Origin of the sequence: Pseudomonas sp. FJ2-5-13 (assembly GCF_029201605.1) — a bacterium.
Classification (GTDB): Bacteria; Pseudomonadota; Gammaproteobacteria; order Pseudomonadales; family Pseudomonadaceae; genus Aquipseudomonas; species Aquipseudomonas lactis.
In genome coordinates this window covers 4353068-4371884 of sequence record NZ_CP104045.1, presented here as the reverse complement: position 1 = coordinate 4371884, position 18817 = coordinate 4353068, and the positions used below count along the sequence as shown (strand labels likewise).

Annotated in this window: 20 protein-coding genes; 2 read left to right on the top strand and 18 right to left on the bottom strand. The window is 61.8% G+C overall.

The features are described 5' to 3' along the window. The first annotated feature begins 7 nt into the window (after positions 1-7). Positions 8-469, top strand: a complete 462-nt coding sequence (locus N2A98_RS19270; protein WP_044275063.1) for a hypothetical protein — start codon at positions 8-10, stop codon at positions 467-469. Between the two features lie 6 nt (positions 470-475). Here the strand turns inward: N2A98_RS19270 and hemN are convergent, their stop codons facing one another. From hemN to ccoN (N2A98_RS19190), 16 genes are all read right to left on the bottom strand, one after another. Continuing rightward, positions 476-1858: an oxygen-independent coproporphyrinogen III oxidase gene (gene hemN, locus N2A98_RS19265; protein ID WP_153474571.1), complete on the bottom strand. Its 1383-nt coding sequence runs from the start codon at positions 1856-1858 to the stop codon at positions 476-478. A gap of 103 nt (positions 1859-1961) precedes the next feature. Then, positions 1962-2645, bottom strand: a complete 684-nt coding sequence (locus N2A98_RS19260; RefSeq protein ID WP_275622512.1) for a sulfite exporter TauE/SafE family protein — start codon at positions 2643-2645, stop codon at positions 1962-1964. Further along, positions 2638-2850: a cbb3-type cytochrome oxidase assembly protein CcoS gene (gene ccoS, locus N2A98_RS19255; protein WP_003193184.1), complete on the bottom strand. Its 213-nt coding sequence runs from the start codon at positions 2848-2850 to the stop codon at positions 2638-2640. Before ccoS ends, N2A98_RS19260 begins: the two co-directional genes overlap by 8 nt. A gap of 22 nt (positions 2851-2872) precedes the next feature. After that, positions 2873-5317, bottom strand: a complete 2445-nt coding sequence (locus N2A98_RS19250; protein WP_275622511.1) for a heavy metal translocating P-type ATPase — start codon at positions 5315-5317, stop codon at positions 2873-2875. Between the two features lie 100 nt (positions 5318-5417). Continuing rightward, complete coding sequence (locus N2A98_RS19245) at positions 5418-5957, bottom strand: FixH family protein (protein ID WP_032895835.1); 540 nt, start codon at positions 5955-5957, stop codon at positions 5418-5420. A 14-nt stretch (positions 5958-5971) separates the two neighbouring features. Continuing rightward, a complete protein-coding gene (gene ccoG / locus N2A98_RS19240) occupies positions 5972-7375 on the bottom strand; it encodes a cytochrome c oxidase accessory protein CcoG (RefSeq protein ID WP_078803597.1) in 1404 nt (467 codons plus the stop codon). Between the two features lie 207 nt (positions 7376-7582). Then, complete coding sequence (locus tag N2A98_RS19235; protein ID WP_275622510.1) at positions 7583-7993, bottom strand: type II toxin-antitoxin system VapC family toxin; 411 nt, start codon at positions 7991-7993, stop codon at positions 7583-7585. Continuing rightward, positions 7993-8247 (bottom strand): type II toxin-antitoxin system Phd/YefM family antitoxin, encoded by a 255-nt coding sequence (locus tag N2A98_RS19230; RefSeq protein WP_003193175.1) that lies wholly within the window; start codon positions 8245-8247, stop codon positions 7993-7995. Before N2A98_RS19230 ends, N2A98_RS19235 begins: the two co-directional genes overlap by 1 nt. Before the next feature lie 166 nt (positions 8248-8413). Then, positions 8414-9391, bottom strand: coding sequence for a cytochrome-c oxidase, cbb3-type subunit III (gene ccoP / locus N2A98_RS19225; RefSeq protein WP_003193173.1), 978 nt, complete (start codon positions 9389-9391; stop codon positions 8414-8416). Further along, a complete protein-coding gene (locus N2A98_RS19220; protein WP_003193169.1) occupies positions 9388-9573 on the bottom strand; it encodes a CcoQ/FixQ family Cbb3-type cytochrome c oxidase assembly chaperone in 186 nt (61 codons plus the stop codon). Before N2A98_RS19220 ends, ccoP (N2A98_RS19225) begins: the two co-directional genes overlap by 4 nt. A gap of 5 nt (positions 9574-9578) precedes the next feature. Beyond that, entirely contained in the window at positions 9579-10187 is a 609-nt protein-coding gene (gene ccoO / locus N2A98_RS19215; protein WP_003193167.1) for a cytochrome-c oxidase, cbb3-type subunit II, read from the bottom strand. Continuing rightward, positions 10187-11629 (bottom strand): cytochrome-c oxidase, cbb3-type subunit I, encoded by a 1443-nt coding sequence (gene ccoN / locus N2A98_RS19210; RefSeq protein WP_044275054.1) that lies wholly within the window; start codon positions 11627-11629, stop codon positions 10187-10189. Before ccoN (N2A98_RS19210) ends, ccoO (N2A98_RS19215) begins: the two co-directional genes overlap by 1 nt. A 445-nt stretch (positions 11630-12074) precedes the next feature. Then, a complete protein-coding gene (gene ccoP, locus N2A98_RS19205; protein WP_275622509.1) occupies positions 12075-13022 on the bottom strand; it encodes a cytochrome-c oxidase, cbb3-type subunit III in 948 nt (315 codons plus the stop codon). After that, on the bottom strand, positions 13019-13219 hold the full coding sequence (locus N2A98_RS19200; protein WP_003193161.1) for a cbb3-type cytochrome c oxidase subunit 3: 201 nt from the start codon (positions 13217-13219) through the stop codon (positions 13019-13021). The genes ccoP (N2A98_RS19205) and N2A98_RS19200 overlap by 4 nt, the downstream gene beginning before the upstream one ends. A 3-nt stretch (positions 13220-13222) precedes the next feature. Further along, positions 13223-13831, bottom strand: coding sequence for a cytochrome-c oxidase, cbb3-type subunit II (gene ccoO / locus N2A98_RS19195; protein WP_003193159.1), 609 nt, complete (start codon positions 13829-13831; stop codon positions 13223-13225). Between the two features lie 10 nt (positions 13832-13841). After that, entirely contained in the window at positions 13842-15266 is a 1425-nt protein-coding gene (gene ccoN / locus N2A98_RS19190) for a cytochrome-c oxidase, cbb3-type subunit I (RefSeq protein WP_003193158.1), read from the bottom strand. 79 nt (positions 15267-15345) lie between these two features. On the opposite strand from ccoN (N2A98_RS19190), the gene N2A98_RS19185 reads away from it, so the two are divergent. Further along, complete coding sequence (locus N2A98_RS19185) at positions 15346-16038, top strand: alpha/beta family hydrolase (protein ID WP_275622508.1); 693 nt, start codon at positions 15346-15348, stop codon at positions 16036-16038. Between the two features lie 77 nt (positions 16039-16115). Here N2A98_RS19185 and N2A98_RS19180 read toward each other — a convergent pair whose 3' ends face one another. Beyond that, complete coding sequence (locus tag N2A98_RS19180) at positions 16116-17681, bottom strand: PAS domain-containing methyl-accepting chemotaxis protein (protein ID WP_032895841.1); 1566 nt, start codon at positions 17679-17681, stop codon at positions 16116-16118. 132 nt (positions 17682-17813) lie between these two features. Continuing rightward, positions 17814-18605, bottom strand: coding sequence for a CPBP family intramembrane glutamic endopeptidase (locus N2A98_RS19175; RefSeq protein ID WP_032895842.1), 792 nt, complete (start codon positions 18603-18605; stop codon positions 17814-17816). Positions 18606-18817: the final 212 nt, after the last annotated feature.

Genomic DNA, 18817 nt, shown 5'->3' with positions numbered 1-18817 from the left:
TCAGACCATGTTATCCCTCAGTACTCAACTGGCTTCACGCACCCAGATCCAGGCACTGCCAGAAACCAAGAAGGCGGCCGCGACCGATGCTGCTGCGGTTGCGCCGACGGATGAAGCCAAGCCTGCGGTGTCAGTGACCATTTCCGGCGCTGCGATGAAAGCGGCGGCGGCTGAGAAAACCTCAAACAGTGATATCGACGACAGTGGCTTGGCGGACAACGTCAAGAACCTGCTGAAGATGATCCGTGAGATTAAAAAGCAAATTGCCGAGAAACAGGCCGAGATGGCTGCGGTGATGGCCGACAAGACCCTCAGCCCGGAACAGGCCCGCGCCCGACTCTCTGGCCTGCAATCGGCCTTGAGTGGGCTGCAAGCCAGCCTGACCAGCGCCCAGGCATCCCTTGCCAAGGCCATGAAAGACATGAGCGCCGGTGATGCGGTCAAGGCCGCCAGCCTGGCCATGAAGTAAAGGCCTTCAGATAACCCGCGAAAACCGCTGCCTGTTCTGGTGCTCCAGGTAGGCATCGAACACCATGCACACCGAGCGCACCAGCAAGCGCCCGGCCGGCAGTACGCGAATGCCCTGGGCGTCCAGTTCGATCAAGCCATCATCAGCCATGGTCTGCAATTGCGGCCATAACTCGGCAAAGTAGCCGCGAAAATCGATGTTGTACGCCTGTTCGATCGCCTCGAAGCCCAGGCTGAAATTGCAGATCAATTGCTGAATCACCTCCCTTCGCAGACGGTCGTCCGTTGTGCACACCAAACCACGGCTGGTCGCCAACTGCGCGCCCGCCAAAGCGTTCTGATACTGGTTCAGGTCACTGCTGTTCTGGCAATACAGGTCGCCGATCTGGCTGATCGCCGACACCCCCAGCCCAATCAGGTCGCAGTGCCCGTGGGTGGTGTAACCCTGGAAGTTGCGCTGCAGCTTGCCTTCTTCCTGGGCCACCGCCAGTTCGTCGTCGGGCAGGGCAAAGTGGTCCATGCCGATGTAGCGGTAACCGGCCTGGGTCAGTTGTTCGATGGTGGTTTGCAGCATCAACAGTTTTTCTGCCGGCGAGGGCAGGTCGTCGGTGTTGATCCGCCGCTGGGGCATGAAGCGTTCCGGCAGGTGCGCGTAGTTGAACACCGACAGGCGGTCAGGCTGCAAGCGGATGACTTCTTCCACGGTGCGCGCAAAGTTCAACGGCGACTGCTTGGGCAGGCCGTAGATCAGGTCGATATTGATCGAGCGAAATTGCAAGGTGCGCGCTGCATCGATCACGGCGCGGGTTTCCTCCAGGCTTTGCAGGCGATTGACCGCCCGTTGCACCTCGGGGTCGAGGTCTTGCAGGCCGATGCTCACGCGGTTGAAGCCCAGTTCACGCAGCAGGCCCATGGTGGCCCAGTCGGCTTCGCGCGGGTCGATTTCGATGCCGTAGTCGCCCGAATCGTCATCCAGCAAATTGAAATGCTGGCGCAGGCATTTCATCACCTGGCGCAGTTCATCGTGGCTGAGAAAGGTTGGCGTACCGCCGCCGAAGTGCAACTGTTCCACGGGCTGCTGCGGGTCGAGGTGGCAGGCCACCAATTGGATTTCCTGCTCCAGGCGCTGCAGGTAGGCCTGGGCGCGGCCACGGTCCTTGGTGATCACCTTGTTGCAGGCGCAGTAGTAACAAATGTTGGCGCAGAACGGCACGTGCACATACAACGACAGTGGCCGCACGGCCTTGCGGCTGTCACGCAGGGCGTGGAGCAGGTCGAAGGTGCCGACCTGGCTGTCAAATTGTACGGCGGTGGGGTAGGACGTGTAGCGCGGCCCCGCCAAGTCGTAGCGGTGAATCAGATCTGTGTCCCAACGAATGGCGTCGAGCATGCGGGCGGTCCCCCGGATTGGCTAGTGGGCCGAGTCTAGGGGCAGGGCGGTGCAGGCATCTTGATTTGCATCAACGGGGAGCGGCGCTATGCCACAGGGCCTGCTAATGCCCCATTAGCCAGTGCTGATGGGGCCCGGGCAAGGTCCAGAGACCGAAGATCATCACCAGCACGCCACCGGCCATCCGTACGCTGCGCTTGCGCAACAACGCTGTCACCCGTTCGGCGGCCAGCCCGGTGGCCAACAGCACCGGCCAGGTGCCCAGCCCGAACGCCAGCATCAGTAAGGCACTGTCCAGCGCATTGCCCTGGCTCGCCGCCCATAGCAGGCTGCTGTAGACGAGCCCGCACGGCAACCAGCCCCACAGCGCGCCCAGCAGCAAGGCTCGCGGCAGGCTGGACACCGGCAGCAAACGGTTGGCCACCGGCTGCAGATGCCGCCACAGGCCGCGCCCCAGGCTCTCGATACGGGTGAGGCCGCTCCACCATCCGGCCAGGTACAGGCCCATACAGATCAGCAGCAACCCGGCCAGCACACGCATGAACATCGCCGCCGGGCTGTTGGCCACCGCCCAGCCGGCCAGGCCGATCAATAAGCCGGCGGTGGCATAGCTGAGGATGCGCCCCAGGTTGTATGCCAGCAGCAGGCGAAAACGGCGGCTGCGCTGTTCCTTGGGGATCGCCAGGGTCAGCGCGCCCATCAGTCCGCCGCACATGCCCAGGCAATGGCCACCGCCGAGCAGGCCGAGGATCAGCGCCGAGACCAGCAAAGGCGCCAGCTCAAGCATGAGGGGGCTCTTTGGGCGGTTGCTCGGGGCTGTTGGCTTCGTCGATGGCGGCCAGGTGGTTCGGGTCCTGGTCGTCGAACAACACGCTGTGTGCCGGGCCATCAAGGTCTTCGTACTGGCCGCTGTCCACGGCCCAGAAGAAGATGTAGATGGCCACGCCCACTAACAGCAGTGCCGCAGGAATCATCACGTAGAGAGCTGGCATCTGTACTCCATGCCCACGCGGCTCAGGCCGGCAGCGGGCGGGTTACTGGGGCGGTGCCCGAGGCTTGCGCGCTCGGCAGGCGAGTGAGGCGCAACGCGTTGAGCACCACGGTCAACGAACTGAGGGACATGCCGATCGCCGCCCAGATCGGAGTGATCCAACCCAGGGCGGCAAACGGCAGCATAAGCCCATTGTACAACCCGGCCCACAACAGGTTCTCGATGATCACTCGGCGAGTACGCCGCGCAAGGCTGAAGGCCTGCACCAGCGCATCCAGGCGGTTGGACAACAGCACCGCATCGGCGCTGGTTTTCGCCAGGTCCGTGGCCGAGCCCATCGCCACGCTGATATCAGCGGCGGCCAGCACCGGCACATCATTGACTCCATCGCCCAGCATCAGCACTTTGCGACCTTCCTTGTGCAGGGTTTGCAGCACCTGCAGCTTGTCGTCAGGGCGCAGGCTGCCGTGGGCTTCGTCGATACCCAGCTCAGAGGCGACACTGGCCACCATCGGCGAGCTGTCGCCGGAGAGCAGCAGCGTGCGCCAGCCCCGCGCCTTGCAGGCGGCGAGCAAGGCGGGTGCGTCGCTGCGCAGGCGGTCATCCAGTACGAACCAGGCCAGGGCGCCGCTGCGGTCGCCCAGCAGCAGCCATTGCCCGGCTTCGTCCGGTGAGGCGGGAATCGCACAGCCACTGAGTTCACAGACAAAACCCGGCTGGCCGATGCGCAACAGACGTTCGCCCACACGACCTTCCAGGCCCAGGCCTGGGGTGCTCAGCACTTCATCGGCGGCCAGCGGCGCGCGGCCGAAGGCACGGGCAATCGGGTGTTCGGAACGGTTCTCCAGGGCGGCAGCGAGGCCCAGGCATTGGTCGCTGTCCAGCGCACTCAAGGGCCGAATGGCGCGCAACGCCAGGCGCCCTTCGGTGAGGGTGCCGGTCTTGTCGAAAATCACCGTATCAATCTGGTTCAGGCCCTCGAGCACATGGCCGCGGGTCAGCAGCAACCCAAGGCTGTGCAAGGTGCCAGTGGCGGCGGTGAGGGCGGTGGGCGTGGCCAGGGACAGCGCGCACGGGCAGGTCGCCACCAGCATCGCCAGTACAATCCAGAACGCCCGCGACGGGTCCAGCTCCCACCACAGCAAGCCGATCAGCGCGGCGGCGATCAGCGAGCACAACAAGAACCACTGCGCAGCGCGGTCGGCGATCTGTGCCAGGCGCGGCTTCTCGGCCTGGGCGCGCTCCAGTAGGCGCACGATGGCAGACAAGCGCGTGTCATGGCCCAATGCGCGCACTTGGACGGTCAGCGCGCCCTCGACATTCAGCGTGCCGGCCGTGACGTTGTCGCCCGTGCGCCGAGGTTGCGGCAGGTACTCGCCGGTCAGCAGGGATTCATCGATGCTGGATTGGCCGTCGAGAATTACGCCATCCGCTGGCAGCACCGCACCGGGATGCACCAGCACCCGATCACCCAGCGCCAATTCGCTAAGCAGGATGCGCTCGCTCTGGCCATCGTCTTTGAGTCGTAGGCAGGAGGCGGGCAACAGGTTGACCAGTTGGGCGGTGGCTGCGGCGGTGCGTTCCCGAGCGCGGCGCTCAAGGTAGCGCCCGGCCAGCAGGAACAGGGCAAACATGCCCACGGCATCGAAATACAGTTCGCCCACGCCGGTGATCGCGGTCCAGATGCCGGCCAGGTACGCGCCGCCAATCGCCAGGGACACCGAGACGTCCATCGTCAGGTGGCGCGTGCGCAGGTCACGCAGGGCGCCTTTGAAGAAGGGCGCGCAGCTGTAGAACACGATGGGCGTGGTGAGAAACATCGCAACCCAGCGCAGGATGATGTGCAGCTCCGGGCTCAGGTCGATATTGAATTCCGGCCAGGTGGCCATGGTTGCCATCATGGCCTGGAACCACAGCAAACCGGCGACCCCCAGTTGTCGCAGGGCCAGGCGATTCTCGCTGGCCAATTGTTCGGCGGCGCGGTCGGCCTGGTAAGGGTGGGCGGCGTAACCGATATGGCGCAGCTCGCTGAGCAGTTGGCTCAACGGCAATTGCCCATCGGCCCAGCGCACGTGCAGGCGGTGGTTGGACAGGTTCAATCGCGCTTCGGCCACGGCGGGCAGGCTGCGCAGGTGTTTCTCGATCAACCAGCCGCAGGCGGCGCAACTGATGCCTTCCATCAGCAGGGTGGTTTCGGCCAGCTCGCCTTGATGGCGCACAAAGGGTTTTTGCACATCGGCGCGGTCGTACAGCGCCAGTTCGTCCACCAACTGCACGGGCAGCGCCTCGGGGTTGGCCGAGGCTTCGCTGCGGTGTTGGTAATAGCTTTCCAGCCCGCCGGCCACTATCGCCTCGGCCACGGCCTGGCAGCCCGGGCAGCAGAGTTCACGGCGTTCGCCGAGGATCTGGGCGGTGAACCGGCTGCCGGAGGGGACGGGTAGGGCGCAGTGGTAGCAGGGGGTGGTCATGGTTCGAGGTCTTTGGTGGCTGGGAGGGCCTCTTCGCGGGCAAGCCCGCTCCCACAGGGTGTCGAGCGGGCTTGCTCGCGAAGCGCGGAGCGCAGGCTGTTTATTTTTTCAGGTCTTCAGCGCCCTGCAACGGTTCGTCACCCAGCAGCAAGTCCTTGTCGTGGCTGACCTCTTCTTCTTCGAACAGGCGCCAGGTGTTTCCGCCTTCCACGCCAAGCAGTTCCACGAAACGGCGACCTTCAACCTTGTCGGTGACCTGGCCGATGTAACGACCGGGCTCGCTGTCGCTGCGGGTGAGGTTGATCTTGCGATCCTTCTCTGGCTGGGTCGGGGAGATCAGGTTCAGCTCAAGGGTTTTTGGATTGCTGTAGCCAGTCAGTTGCAGCTCGACCTCGCCGGTCAATTCGTCCAGGTGCAGCTTGCCGCGCAGTTGCAGGGTCTGGGCCAGGCGTTCGCGGTCCAGGGAACGGTTGATGCCTTTGCCGGCCTCGTAATAGTTGTCGTTGACCAGGTTGTCCGGGTTATTCACCGCGATGGTCACCATGGACAAGGTCAGGGTCACCGAGCAGGCCAGGATCGCGATGATGATCCAGGGCCAGAGGTGTTTGTACCAAGGGCTGGCGGCAGTAGTTGCGGGCATGCGTAGGTTCCCCGTTAACGGACTTGTGGGCCGATGAATCGGCTCTTGGCTTCAATATGGACGCTGGTGTCATCGGCGTCCTTGAGGATGAAGGTCACCTCGTTGGTGCTCGACGGCAACTGCTCCGGCGCACTCGACAACTCCACTGGCATGCTGACGATATCGCCGGCGGCCACTTTGATTTCGCGACGGCCTTGCAGCTTGAGGTCCGGCAGGCCGCCGGCGTCGAGCACGTAGGTGTGGTCGCGCTGGTCTTTGTTCATGATCTTCAGGCTGTAGACGTTTTCGATGCGCCCTTCTGCGTTTTCGCGGTACAGCACGCGGTCCTTGCTGACGTCGAAACCCACCAGCGAGCGCATGAAGAAGGCCGCCACCAACAGGCTGATCATCGCCAGCAATACCAGGGCGTAACCGATCAGGCGCGGGCGCAGCTTATGGGTTTTCTGCCCCGACAGGTTATGTTCGGTGGTGTAGCTGATCAGTCCGCGTGGGTACTCCATCTTGTCCATGATGTTGTCGCAGGCATCGATACAGGCGGCGCAGCCGATGCATTCGATTTGCAGACCATCGCGGATGTCGATACCGGTAGGGCACACCTGTACGCACATCGTGCAGTCGATGCAGTCGCCCAGGCCCTGGGCCTTGTAGTCGGTACCCTTTTTACGTGGCCCACGCACTTCGCCACGGCGCGGGTCATAGGACACGATCAAGGTGTCCTTGTCGAACATCACGCTCTGGAAGCGCGCATAGGGGCACATGTAGATGCACACCTGTTCGCGCAGCCAGCCGGCGTTGCCGTAGGTGGCGAGGGTGAAGAAACCCACCCAGAAATACGACCAGCCATCGGCCTGGCCAGTGAAGAAATCGAATACCAGTTCGCGGATCGGCGAGAAGTAGCCGACGAAGGTGATGCCGGTGGCAAAGCCGATCAGCAGCCACAGGCTGTGCTTGCTGAACTTGCGCAGGAACTTGTTGGCGCTCATCGGCGCCTTGTCGAGCTTGATGCGCTGGTTGCGGTCGCCTTCGGTGACCTTTTCACACCACATGAAGATCCACGTCCACACGCTTTGCGGGCAGGTATAGCCACACCACACGCGCCCGGCGTACACGGTGATAAAGAACAGGCCAAATGCCGCCACAATGAGAATGCCCGACAGCAGGATGAAATCCTGGGGCCAGAACGTCGCACCAAAAATAAAGAATTTACGCTCCGGCAGGTTCCACCATACCGCCTGGTGGCCGCCCCAGTTCAGCCACACGGTGCCGAAGTACAACAGGAACAGAGCGGCACCGCCGACCATGCGCAAGTTGCGGAACAAGCCAGTGAAGGCGCGGGTGTAGATCTTCTCTCTTGAAGCGTAGAGGTCGACGGTTTTGGCAGGCGGGGTAACGTCATGTACCGGTATCTGGTCGCTCATCATTGCATCCCACGGCGGTGGAGATTTGCCTCGGCAAGTACGTGCCAACCGGGGTCAAATTAAGGGTGTTGCAGTGGCCTAATGATACGCCCCCGAGGGTGTGCAAAGGGTGCGACCTTTGGTCGCGTTGGGGGAAATCAATTGATGGTGTACGTGATCTGGATCAATTGACTTGGCAAGTATGGACGGTTTTTGCCAGTAAGCCGGTCATTCGCCCCATGGATTGAGCAGTGGCACGCCACTCGATTTGAAGTCGCTGACGTTGCGCGTGACTACGGTGAGTCCGTGAACCAGCGCGGTTGCGGCAATCAATGCATCGCTTTCGTTGGCCCGGTCGGGTACATGCAAGTGCGCGCAACGCAACGCGACTGCTGCATCGACGGGCAGGATTCTGGCATCGAAGGCGGGCATTACATGACGCTTGAGCCAGGTTCTCAACACCTTCCCCTGAACCGGGTCTCGCCGTTCAATTCGCAGGACTCCGGTTTCCAGTTCCTTCAGCGTGATCGCCGAAATAAACATGCGCGGCGCTACTACGCTTTTTGCCCAAGCCACGACATTTGCATCAGCCTGAGGTTTACGCAGTTCAGAGATCACATTTGTGTCGAGTAGATACATCAAGAAAAGTCCACGGGTCGATGAATGATCACGGCACGTTCGGTTTCGAAGTCGATATCGGCCGCTTCCGGCATCACCAACAGGTCGACAATGTCGGCGTTCAGACCTGTAAGCTTCTGGTACTCCTCAATGCTTAGCAGTACATGGGCAGGCTTGCCGCGATCAGTGATAAAAACCGGCCCTTTGCGGGCGGCTTTTTTGGCACCACTTGTGTCTTGATTGAATTCGCGGCTGGAAATGGTCGTGATGGTCATGGGGTAGGCCCCCTTCGCTGGACTGAATGTAGTTACGTTACTACTTGGCGAGTGCGCGCGGCAAGGTTGAGGTTACGAACGGTAGAGTTGGCTTTGCAAGGTTCGGCGCCAGAACAAAAAAGCCCCGCCAGCATTCGCTGCGCGGGGCTCCATTGTTTCAGAGGTCTTACTGCTCCTCAGCCTTCTTATCCCCATGAGACAAGCTATATACATACGCCGCAAGCAGGTGCACCTTGTCATTCCCTTGCAACTGCTCCTGCGCCGGCATCTGGCCCTGGCGGCCATAACGGATGGTCTGCTGCAGTTGCGCGAAGCTTGAGCCGTAGATGAACGCACCCGGATGCGTCAGGTCGGGCGCGCCCATGGCTGGGGTGCCTTTACCCGCCGGGCCGTGGCAGGCCACGCAGTTGGCGGCGAAGAGTTTCTCACCGTTGGCCACGTCGGCCTTGGCGCCTTCTGGCAGTTTGCGGCCGTCGAGGTTGGTCACCACAAAGGCTGCTACGTCGGCCACGCCCTGCTCGCCGATGACTTCGGCCCAGCCTGGCATCACCGCGTGGCGGCCCTTCATGATGGTTTCCTTGATGGTGTTGGGTTCGCCACCCCAGCGCCAGTCGGCGTCGGTCAGGTTGGGGAAGCCGTAGGCGCCCTTGGCGTCGGAGCCGTGGCACACCGAGCAGTTGGAGGCAAACAGGCGGCCGCCCATCTTCAAGGCTTGCGGGTCCTTGGCGACTTCTTCAATCGGCATCGACGCGAACTTGGCGAAGATCGGCCCGAACTTGGCCTCCGACCTGGCCATTTCCTTTTCCCATTCGTGTACGCCGGTCCAGCCGGTCTGGCCGTTGGCGAACGGGGTTTGCTTGTCGTTGTCGAGGTAGTTGTAGCCCGGCAGCAGGCCCTTCCAATTGCCCAGGCCTGGGTAGAGCACCAGGTAACCAAGGGCGAAGACGATAGTGCCGACAAACAGCATGAACCACCACTTGGGCAGCGGGTTGTCGTACTCCTCGATGCCGTCGAACGAGTGGCCGACGGTCTCGTCCGTCTGCTCGGTGCGCTGGCCCTTGCGGGTCGACAGCAGCAGCCAGGTCAGGGCGAAGATGGTACCCAGACTGAGGACTGTGACGTACAGACTCCAGAACGTAGTCATTCTTTGTTACTCCTAGAAGCTTGCTCGACGTGCTTGATGGCTTCGGGGTCATCTGCGAAGGGCAGCATGGTCGCGTCGTCAAACTCCGACTTGCGCCGTGGGCTGAACACCCACAACGCCAGGCCGATAAAGGCCACCATCACCACAACGGTGCCCAGGCCACGAATCATCCCGATATCCATGTAGGTCACCGTTTGCTTTTGATGATGGTGCCAAGGCCTTGCAGGTAGGCCACCAATGCGTCCATTTCGGTCTTGCCCTTCACGGCGGCGGCCGCACCGGCGATGTCTTCGTCGGTGTAGGGCACGCCCAGGGTGCGCAAGACTTCCATCTTCTTGGCGGTGTCCTTGCCGTCGAGCTTGTTTTCCACGAGGAACGGGTACGCCGGCATTTTCGACTCAGGCACGACGTTGCGCGGGTTGTACAGGTGCGCACGCTGCCAGTCATCGGAGTAACGCCCACCCACGCGGGCCAGGTCCGGGCCGGTGCGCTTGGAACCCCACAGGAACGGGTGGTCCCACACGCTTTCACCGGCGACCGAGTAGTGGCCGTAGCGTTCGGTTTCGGCGCGGAACGGGCGGATCATCTGCGAGTGGCAGCCCACGCAACCGTTGGCGATGTAGACGTCGCGGCCTTCCAGTTCAAGGGCGGTGCGCGGCTTCATGCCTTCGACCGGCTTGTTGGTCACGTCCTGGAAAAACAGCGGGACGATTTGGGTCAGGCCGCCGATGCTCACGGCGATGACCATGAAGAAGGCCAGCAGGCCGATGTTCTTCTCGACTACTTCATGCTTCATCAGTGAGCTCCCACAACGGCGATCTTGGTGGCGGCTTCGGCTTCAACAGGGTCGCTGGCACGCACGGTGCGCCACACGTTGTAGGCCATCAACAGCATGCCGCTGGCAAAGAACGCACCGCCCAGGGCACGTACGATAAAGCCCGGGTGGCTGGCTTGCAGCGCTTCGACGAAGGAGTAGGTGAGGGTGCCGTCATCGTTGATCGCACGCCACATCAGGCCCTGGGTGATGCCGTTGACCCACATCGAGGCGATGTAGAGCACGGTGCCAATGGTGGCCAGCCAGAAGTGCGCGTTGATCAGCCCGACGCTGTGCATCTGCGTGCGGCCGAACAATTTGGGGATCATGTGGTACAGCGCGCCGATGGAGATCATCGCCACCCAACCCAGCGCCCCGGCGTGCACGTGGCCGATGGTCCAGTCGGTGTAGTGGGACAGCGAGTTGACGGTCTTGATCGCCATCATCGGCCCTTCGAAGGTCGACATGCCGTAGAACGCCAGCGATACCACCAAAAAACGCAGGATCGGGTCGGTGCGCAGCTTATGCCAGGCGCCCGAGAGGGTCATCATGCCGTTGATCATGCCGCCCCAGCTTGGTGCCAGCAGGATGATCGACATCGCCATGCCCAGGGACTGTGCCCAATCCGGCAGGGCGGTGTAGTGCAAGTGGTGAGGGCCGGCCCAGATGTACAGCGTGATCAGCGCCCAGAAGTGCACGATGGACAGGCGATACGAGTAGATCGGACGCTCGGCCTGCTTGGGCACGAAGTAGTACATCATCCCCAGGAAACCGGTGGTGAGGAAGAAGCCTACGGCGTTGTGGCCGTACCACCACTGGATCATCGCGTCCGTCGCACCGGAGTAGGCTGAGTAGGACTTGAACAGGTTCACCGGCAGGGAGGCGTGGTTGACGATGTGCAGCATCGCCGTGACCACGATAAAGGCGCCGTAGAACCAGTTGCCCACGTAGATGTGCTTGGTCTTGCGCTTGACGATGGTGCCGAAGAACACCAGGCCGTAGGTCACCCACACGATGGCAAGCAAAATGGCGATCGGCCATTCCAGCTCGGCGTATTCCTTGGTGGTGGTGTAGCCCAGGGGCAGGCTGATGATGGCGCCGACGATGACCGCCTGCCAGCCCCAGAAGGTGAAGGCGGCAAGGCCATCGGAGATCAGTCGCGTCTGGCAGGTGCGCTGCACGACATAGTAGGAGGTGGCAAACAGTGCACATCCGCCGAAGGCGAAGATCACCAGGTTGGTGTGCAGCGGGCGCAGGCGGCCGAAAGTCGTCCAGGGTAGGTCGAAATTCAATTGCGGCCAAACCAGTTGCGAGGCGATGAACACCCCGAGCCCCATGCCAAGGATCCCCCAGACCACCGTCATGATGGCGAACTGGCGGACTACCTTATAGTTATAAGCAGTCGGACTGATTGCTGTGCTCATTCTAAGGTTCCACGGTTTAGGTTTTTTTATAGGTAAAATCGGCCGCAAGTATGTAGAAAGCGAGGGGCCATTGCAACGCGATGGCTGACCTGGATCAATGCGTTCCACGCCAGATTCTGCGCCCTTTCCATGTTTGGCGTAGGGACAAAATCCAAAATAGAAAGCTGATCGAGTGGACAGGAAATTTCAGGGGCGCAACGGCTACCGTCGCGTAGGCCAGGAATGGTCCACTGTGGGAACAAGCGTAGACCCGAATGGGAGGAGGGGAAAGGTAGGCTTGGAAGAGGTGCGACACTTGGTCGCGCAAATGAAAACAACACCGGATCCCTGTAGGAGCGAGCTTGCTCGCGAAGAACTCCAGAGCGCCGCGTTTATGCTGGATAAGCGTGGTGCCCTCAGGTGCTTCGCGAGCAAGCTCGCTCCTACAGTGAATCGGGTTACTGCCCTACTTGGTCGCGCTGTCTGGCGTTGCACCTTCAGCGTTGTGGGACAGGCTGTACACGTAAGCTGCCAGCAGGTGCACCTTGTCATTGCCTTGCAGCACGTCCTGGGCCGGCATTTGGCCCTGGCGGCCATGGCGGATGGTCTGCTGCAACTGCGCCAGGCTGGTGCCGTAGATAAACCCGGCAGGCTCGGTCAGGTTGGGCGCACCCATGGCTTCCACACCGTGGCCTTGTGGGCCGTGGCAGGCCACGCAGGTGGTGTTGAACGCGGCTTGCCCGGCTGCCAGGTCTGCGCTGTTGTCTGCAGGCAACGGCAGCTTGGCCAGGTCGTGGCGCACGTAAGCGGCGACGTTCTTCACCCCGTCTTCGCCCAGCACTTCACCCCAGGCCGGCATCGCCGCGTGGCGACCGTTCAGGATGGTGGTCTTGATAGCCTCGGCCGAACCGCCCCAGCGCCAGTTGCTGTCCGCCAGATTGGGGAAGCCATAGGCGCCCTTGGCGTCCGAGCCGTGGCATACCGCGCAGTTGGAGGCGAACAGGCGACCGCCCATCTTCAACGCTTGCGGGTCCTTGGCGACTTCTTCCACCGGCATGGCTGCGAACTTGGCGAAGATCGGCCCGAACCTGGCGTCGGCCTTGGCCATTTCCTTGTCCCATTCCTTGGTCTGGGTCCAGCCGCCTTCATAGCCCGGCAGCACGCCTTTCCAGTTGCCCAGGCCCGGGTAGAGGATCAGGTAGCCGACGGCAAACACCAGGGTGCCGGCGAACAACATGAACCACCACTGGGGCAGCGGGTTGTCGTATTCCTCGATACCGTCGAAGGCGTGGCCCATGGTCTGGTCGACGCTGCCCTTGGTCTCGCCCTTGCGGGTGCCGACCAACAGCCAGGTCAGGCCGATGAGGCTGCCCAGGGTCAATACGCAGATCCATGTACTCCAGAACGTAGTCATGGCCGAGTGCTCCTTGTGGCTGGCTCTGCTTGAGCGTCGGGTGGGGAAGGTTCATCGGCAAACGGCAGCAGGCGCGCCTGCTCGAATTCCGCATTGCGGCGGTTGTTGAATACCCACAGCGACAGGCCGATAAAGGCGATGGCAACCACCAGCGTGCCCAGGCCGCGGATGGTGCCAGCATCGAATTCAAATCCCATGGCTCACCTCTTGCTCTTGATGGCAGTGCCGAGCACTTGCAGGTAGGAAACCAGCGCGTCCATCTCGGTCTTGCCCTTGAGGCTGGCGACGGCGCCATTGATGTCGTCGTCGGTGTACGGCACGCCGAGGGTGCGCATCACTTTCAGCTTGGTCTCGGTGTGGCTGCTGTCGACGGCGGCGGTGACCAGCCAGGGGTAGGCCGGCATTTTCGACTCCGGCACCACGTTGCGCGGGTTGTACAAGTGCGCGCGGTGCCAGTCGTCCGAGTAGCGTGCGCCGACGCGGGCCAGGTCCGGGCCGGTACGTTTGGAGCCCCACAGGAACGGGTGGTCCCACACGCTTTCGCCAGCCACCGAATAGTGGCCGTAGCGCTCGGTCTCGGCGCGGAACGGGCGGATCATCTGCGAATGGCACTGCACGCAGCCTTCGCGGATGTAGATGTCGCGGCCTTCCAGTTGCAGCGCGGTGTAGGGCTTCATGCCTTCGACCGGCTTGTTGGTCACGTCCTGGAAGAACAGCGGGACGATCTGGGTCAGGCCACCGATGCTCACGGCGAGCACCATCAGCAGCATCAACAGGCCGACGTTCTTTTCAATCGTTTCGTGTTTCATCATCGACTCCTCAGGCCATCTGCGCGGCAGCGGTGACTTCGGCAGGTTGCGCCGAACGCACGGTGCGCCATGTGTTGTAAGCCATCAGGAACATGCCGCTGAGGAAGATCGCACCGCCCACCAGACGCACGATGAAGCCTGGGTGGCTGGCCACCAGGGTTTCGACGAAGGAGTAGGTGAGGGTGCCGTCTTCGTTGACCGCACGCCACATCAGGCCCTGGGCGATGCCGTTGACCCACATCGAGGCGATGTAGAGCACGGTGCCGATAGTGGCCAGCCAGAAGTGCGCATTGATCAGGCCGAGGCTGTACATCTGCTCGCGACCGAAGATTTTCGGGATCATGTGGTACAGCGCGCCGATGGAGATCATCGCCACCCAGCCCAGCGCGCCGGCGTGTACGTGGCCGATGGTCCAGTCGGTGTAGTGGGAGAGGGCGTTGACGGTCTTGATCGCCATCATCGGGCCTTCGAAGGTCGACATGCCGTAGAACGCCAGGGAGACCACCAGAAAGCGCAGGATCGGGTCGCTGCGCAGCTTATGCCAGGCGCCCGAGAGCGTCATCATGCCGTTGATCATGCCGCCCCAGCTCGGTGCCAGCAGCACCAGTGACATCACCATGCCCAGGGACTGCGCCCAGTCCGGCAGGGCGGTGTAGTGCAAGTGGTGCGGGCCGGCCCAGATGTACAGGGTGATCAGCGCCCAGAAGTGCACGATCGACAAGCGATACGAATACACCGGGCGTTCGGCCTGCTTGGGCACGAAGTAGTACATCATGCCGAGGAAGCCCGCAGTGAGGAAAAAGCCTACTGCGTTATGCCCATACCACCACTGCACCATGGCATCCGTCGCACCGCCGTACAGCGAGTAGGACTTGGTCAGGCTGACCGGGATTTCCAGGTTATTGACGATATGCAAAATGGCCACGGTGATGATGAACGCACCGAAGAACCAGTTGCCCACATAGATGTGCTTGGTCTTGCGTTTCATGATCGTGCCGAAGAACACGATGGCGTAGGCGACCCAGACAATGGTGATCAGGATGTCGATCGGCCATTCCAGCTCGGCGTATTCCTTGGAGCTGGTGTAGCCCAGTGGCAGGCTGATCGCGGCCAGCAGGATCACAAGCTGCCAGCCCCAGAAGCAGAACGCGGCGACTTTCGGCGCGAACAGCTGCGTCTGGCAGGTGCGCTGCACCGAGTAAAAGGAGCTGGCGAACAGCGCACAGCCACCGAACGCGAAGATCACCGCGTTGGTGTGCAAAGGGCGCAGGCGGCCGAAGCTGGTCCAAGGCAAATCGAAGTTGAGCGCAGGCCAAACCAATTGGGCGGCGAGAAAAACCCCGAGCCCCATGCCGACGATGCCCCACACCACCGTCATAATGGCGAATTGGCGGACCACCTTGTAGTTATAGGCGGTACTTAAAGTAGTGTTCATGGTTCCCCATCCACGGTTCAACCCAAGCAAGTGCGACACTTGGGCTGGAGTTATAGGCAGACTAAAAAGCGAGGCAAGCATGGGCAAAGAGCACAAGGCCAGTATTGACGGGGATCAATGGGCGCAGTGTGTACGGGAACATGGCTGGTTGTGGGATGTCGCCACGGGCACGACGTCGGGTGAGCCGGTCACGCTGATCCTGGCCCACGGCGCCGGCGCACCGATGGACTCGACGTTCATGAACGACATGGCTGCACGCCTTGCCGGGCATGGCGTGAGCGTGTTGCGCTTCGAGTTCCCGTACATGGCCCAGCGCCGCTTGGACGGGGGCAAACGCCCGCCGAATCCGGCGCCGAAACTGCTGGAGGCGTGGCGTGAGGTGTATGCCCAGGTGCGACGACATGTCGCTGGGAAACTGGCGATTGGCGGCAAGTCGATGGGCGGGCGCATGGCCAGTTTGTTGGCCGATGAATTGGGCGCCGATGGGTTGGTGTGCCTGGGCTATCCGTTCTACGCGGTGGGCAAGCCAGAGAAACCCCGTGTGGAGCATTTGGCTGCGCTGAAGACGCCCACCTTGATAGTGCAGGGCGAGCGCGATGCCTTGGGCAATCGGGCGGCGGTGCAGGGTTATGAGTTGTCACAGAGTATCGAGGTGATGTGGCTGGTGGCGGGGGATCATGACTTGAAGCCGCTGAAGGCTTCTGGGTTCAGCCATGAGCAGCATCTGGAGGCGGCGGCGGTGCAGGTGGCTGAGTTTCTCAGGGCCTGTTAGGGCCCTATCGGGGGCAAGCCCCCTCCCACATTGGAAATACCGTCCAGTGTGGGAGCTGGCTTGCCTGCGATAGCGGTTTATCGGTTAAAACGCTCCACCAGCGAGTACTGGGTATTGGCGGTATGCGTCAGCTCTTCACTCAATTGCGCCGAGTTCATTGCCTGCTCCGAGGTCTGGTCCGCCAACAGCGCAATGGTGCTGATGTTGCGGCTGATCTCCTCGGCCACCGCGCTTTGCTCTTCGGTAGCAGCGGCAATCTGGGTGGTCATGTCGGTGATATTGGCCACCGCCTCACTGATGCCCACCAGGGCCTGGTCCGCTTCCATCACCCGCGCTACACCTTCTTCAGCCTGGCGGTGCCCGGCGTCCATGGTTTGCACGGCCGCGCTGGCGGTTTGCTGCAGCTTGGCGATCAGGGTATGGATCTGCCCGGTCGATTCAGCGGTGCGTTGCGCCAGTTGGCGCACTTCATCGGCGACCACCGCGAAACCACGGCCCATTTCACCGGCACGCGCGGCTTCGATAGCAGCATTGAGTGCCAGCAGGTTGGTCTGGTCGGCGATGCCTTTGATCACATCGACCACGCCGCCGATTTCATCGCTGTCCTTGGCCAGTTGCGTGACGGTCACGCCAGTCTCCCCAACGGCTGCCGAAAGACGCTGAATCGCCTCGCGGGTTTCCCCGGCGATATCGCGGCCGCGCCCGGTCAGGCGGTTGGCTTCCTGGGTGGCATCGGCGGTGCGCTGCACGTGGCTGGCCACTTCCTGGGTGGTCGCCGCCATCTGGTTCACCGCAGTGGCCACCTGTTCGGTTTCCACGCGCTGGCGTTCCAGGCCGCTGGAGCTGTTGTGCGCCAGGGTGTTGGACTGCGCGGCCTGGTCGTTGAGGTGCTCGGCGGTGTCTTGCAGGCGGGTAAGACAGGTCTTCAGACGCGCTTCCTGGCTGAGGATCGACATTTCCAGGCGCGCTTGTGCGCCACGGCTGTCGGTGTACATCTGCGCGATCAACGGGTCGGACGTGGTCTGTTCGGCCAGGCGCAGCAAACGCTTGAGGCCGCGCTGCTGCCAGCTCAGGCCCAGCAGGCCCAACGGCACCGACAGCGCCGCTGCCAGGGCAAAGCCCCATTGGGAGGTGAGGGTGGCGCCGATCATGAAGCTCAGTTGGCTGACCAGGATAAACGGCAGCCAGTCCTGCAACACCGGCAGCCACTTGTCCCGCTGGGGAACGGCCGACTTGCCTTGGTTGATGCGTTGATAAAGCGCTTCGGCCCGGCGGATCTGCTCGGCGGTGGGCTTGATGCGCACCGATTCGTAGCCGATCACCTGGTTACCGTCGAAGACTGGCGTCACATAGGCGTTCACCCAATAGTGGTCACCGGTCTTGCAGCGATTCTTGACAATGCCCATCCATGGCAAGCCTTGTTTGAGCGTGGACCACATATGCGCGAACACGGCCGGCGGCACATCCGGGTGACGCACCAGGTTGTGTGGGGCGCGGATCAGTTCTTCACGGGTGAACCCACTGATTTCGACAAAGGCGTCGTTGCAGTAGGTAATCACACCCTTGGCATCCGTGGTGGAGATCAACCGTTGCTGAGCGGGGAAGGTACGTTCGCGCTGGGTAACGGGTTGGTTATTACGCATGATTGTTCAATCCGCAAGGCTTTCAGGGGGTATCGGCCATGCGGGGCATTTATTTAACTTATTTTTGCAACAATCCTGCGAACGGCGTTGCCCCTGTAGGAGCGAGCAAGCTCGCTCCTACAGAAGAAAGGTTTAGCCGGCGAGCATCGGGTAGGTGAACAGGCCGAAGTGCAGCAGATTCAAGCCAAAGTGCGTGGCAATCGCCGCGCCCAAGCCACCAAAGCGATAGGCCAGGCCGTAACCCACGCCAGCAATACTCGCCAGCAGCATCCACTGCCAACCCGCAGCAAAATGCACCAGGCCGAATAACAGTGAGGCCAGCAGCAGCGCGAGGTTCTCGCCATAGGGCAGGTGTTTGAAGCGTCGGCTCAGGCCGCCCTGGATATACCCGCGAAACAGCGCTTCTTCGACCAGCGTCACCAGCAGCAGGTTATTCAACACCCACAGCCACGCCTCGTCCGGCCACTTGGGCGCCCAACTGATCATCCCCATCAGGGCCGCGCCACCCAAGGCGGCGATAGCGGCCAGGGTCAGGGCCACGGCCGTCACGCAGATCGACAGACGCAATGAGCGCCGCGCCACAATCCACGGGCAGGCCAGCAACAGCCAGAAGCCGATCAGGGGTTTGTCCTGGTTCAGGTACATCGAGAAGGGCACTGAGTCCGGAGTGAAACGCTGGGGCGCGATACCACGGCCGTTATAGAACCCCGGCAACCAGTGCATCGCCAGGCCCAGGGCCAGGACGATAAACAAGCCGTGGCCCAGGTAGCGCGCCCACGGGTTGCGTTGCTGGCGTACGGCATACCCGGCCACCAGCAGCAGTGCGATGGAGACCGCCGCCAGTACGCCCAGTTGGCCGTAGATCAAGGCCACGACATAGCCAATGGAAAGTAGGGTGAGGTACAGCCAGGGCAAAGCAATCATGTGAAATCCTTCGAAAAATCCGGGCGGCATTATAGCGAGTGGCCAGGTTCTAGGGCATGAAAACGCCTCCACGTACAAGGCAAGAGGGAAAGGATTGCAAAATGTATTTACGGCTGGTTATAGTCGTCGCGTCTTTATCCCTTCAAAAAAGATCAGCACATGCCAGCTTCCCAGCGCATAGCGGTAGTCGATTCAGCGGTCAACGCTGTGGT

What these genes read in the sequence shown, in the direction of transcription:
- ccoO (WP_003193159.1), bottom strand. Translation starts at nt 13,831, where the DNA reads ATGAAACACGAAACGATTGAAAAGAACGTCGGCCTGTTGATGCTGCTG.
- N2A98_RS19180 (WP_032895841.1), bottom strand. Translation starts at nt 17,681, where the DNA reads ATGCGTAATAACCAACCCGTTACCCAGCGCGAACGTACCTTCCCCGCT.
- ccoO (WP_003193167.1), bottom strand. Translation starts at nt 10,187, where the DNA reads ATGAAGCATGAAGTAGTCGAGAAGAACATCGGCCTGCTGGCCTTCTTC.
- N2A98_RS19220 (WP_003193169.1), bottom strand. Translation starts at nt 9,573, where the DNA reads ATGGATATCGGGATGATTCGTGGCCTGGGCACCGTTGTGGTGATGGTG.
- ccoS (WP_003193184.1), bottom strand. Translation starts at nt 2,850, where the DNA reads ATGCCAGCTCTCTACGTGATGATTCCTGCGGCACTGCTGTTAGTGGGC.
- ccoP (WP_275622509.1), bottom strand. Translation starts at nt 13,022, where the DNA reads ATGACTACGTTCTGGAGTACATGGATCTGCGTATTGACCCTGGGCAGC.
- ccoN (WP_003193158.1), bottom strand. Translation starts at nt 15,266, where the DNA reads ATGAACACTACTTTAAGTACCGCCTATAACTACAAGGTGGTCCGCCAA.
- N2A98_RS19200 (WP_003193161.1), bottom strand. Translation starts at nt 13,219, where the DNA reads ATGGGATTTGAATTCGATGCTGGCACCATCCGCGGCCTGGGCACGCTG.
- N2A98_RS19230 (WP_003193175.1), bottom strand. Translation starts at nt 8,247, where the DNA reads ATGACCATCACGACCATTTCCAGCCGCGAATTCAATCAAGACACAAGT.
- ccoP (WP_003193173.1), bottom strand. Translation starts at nt 9,391, where the DNA reads ATGACTACGTTCTGGAGTCTGTACGTCACAGTCCTCAGTCTGGGTACC.
- hemN (WP_153474571.1), bottom strand. Translation starts at nt 1,858, where the DNA reads ATGCTCGACGCCATTCGTTGGGACACAGATCTGATTCACCGCTACGAC.
- N2A98_RS19270 (WP_044275063.1), top strand. Translation starts at nt 8, where the DNA reads ATGTTATCCCTCAGTACTCAACTGGCTTCACGCACCCAGATCCAGGCA.
- N2A98_RS19260 (WP_275622512.1), bottom strand. Translation starts at nt 2,645, where the DNA reads ATGCTTGAGCTGGCGCCTTTGCTGGTCTCGGCGCTGATCCTCGGCCTG.
- ccoG (WP_078803597.1), bottom strand. Translation starts at nt 7,375, where the DNA reads ATGAGCGACCAGATACCGGTACATGACGTTACCCCGCCTGCCAAAACC.
- N2A98_RS19250 (WP_275622511.1), bottom strand. Translation starts at nt 5,317, where the DNA reads ATGACCACCCCCTGCTACCACTGCGCCCTACCCGTCCCCTCCGGCAGC.
- ccoN (WP_044275054.1), bottom strand. Translation starts at nt 11,629, where the DNA reads ATGAGCACAGCAATCAGTCCGACTGCTTATAACTATAAGGTAGTCCGC.
- N2A98_RS19185 (WP_275622508.1), top strand. Translation starts at nt 15,346, where the DNA reads ATGGGCAAAGAGCACAAGGCCAGTATTGACGGGGATCAATGGGCGCAG.
- N2A98_RS19235 (WP_275622510.1), bottom strand. Translation starts at nt 7,993, where the DNA reads ATGTATCTACTCGACACAAATGTGATCTCTGAACTGCGTAAACCTCAG.
- N2A98_RS19245 (WP_032895835.1), bottom strand. Translation starts at nt 5,957, where the DNA reads ATGCCCGCAACTACTGCCGCCAGCCCTTGGTACAAACACCTCTGGCCC.
- N2A98_RS19175 (WP_032895842.1), bottom strand. Translation starts at nt 18,605, where the DNA reads ATGATTGCTTTGCCCTGGCTGTACCTCACCCTACTTTCCATTGGCTAT.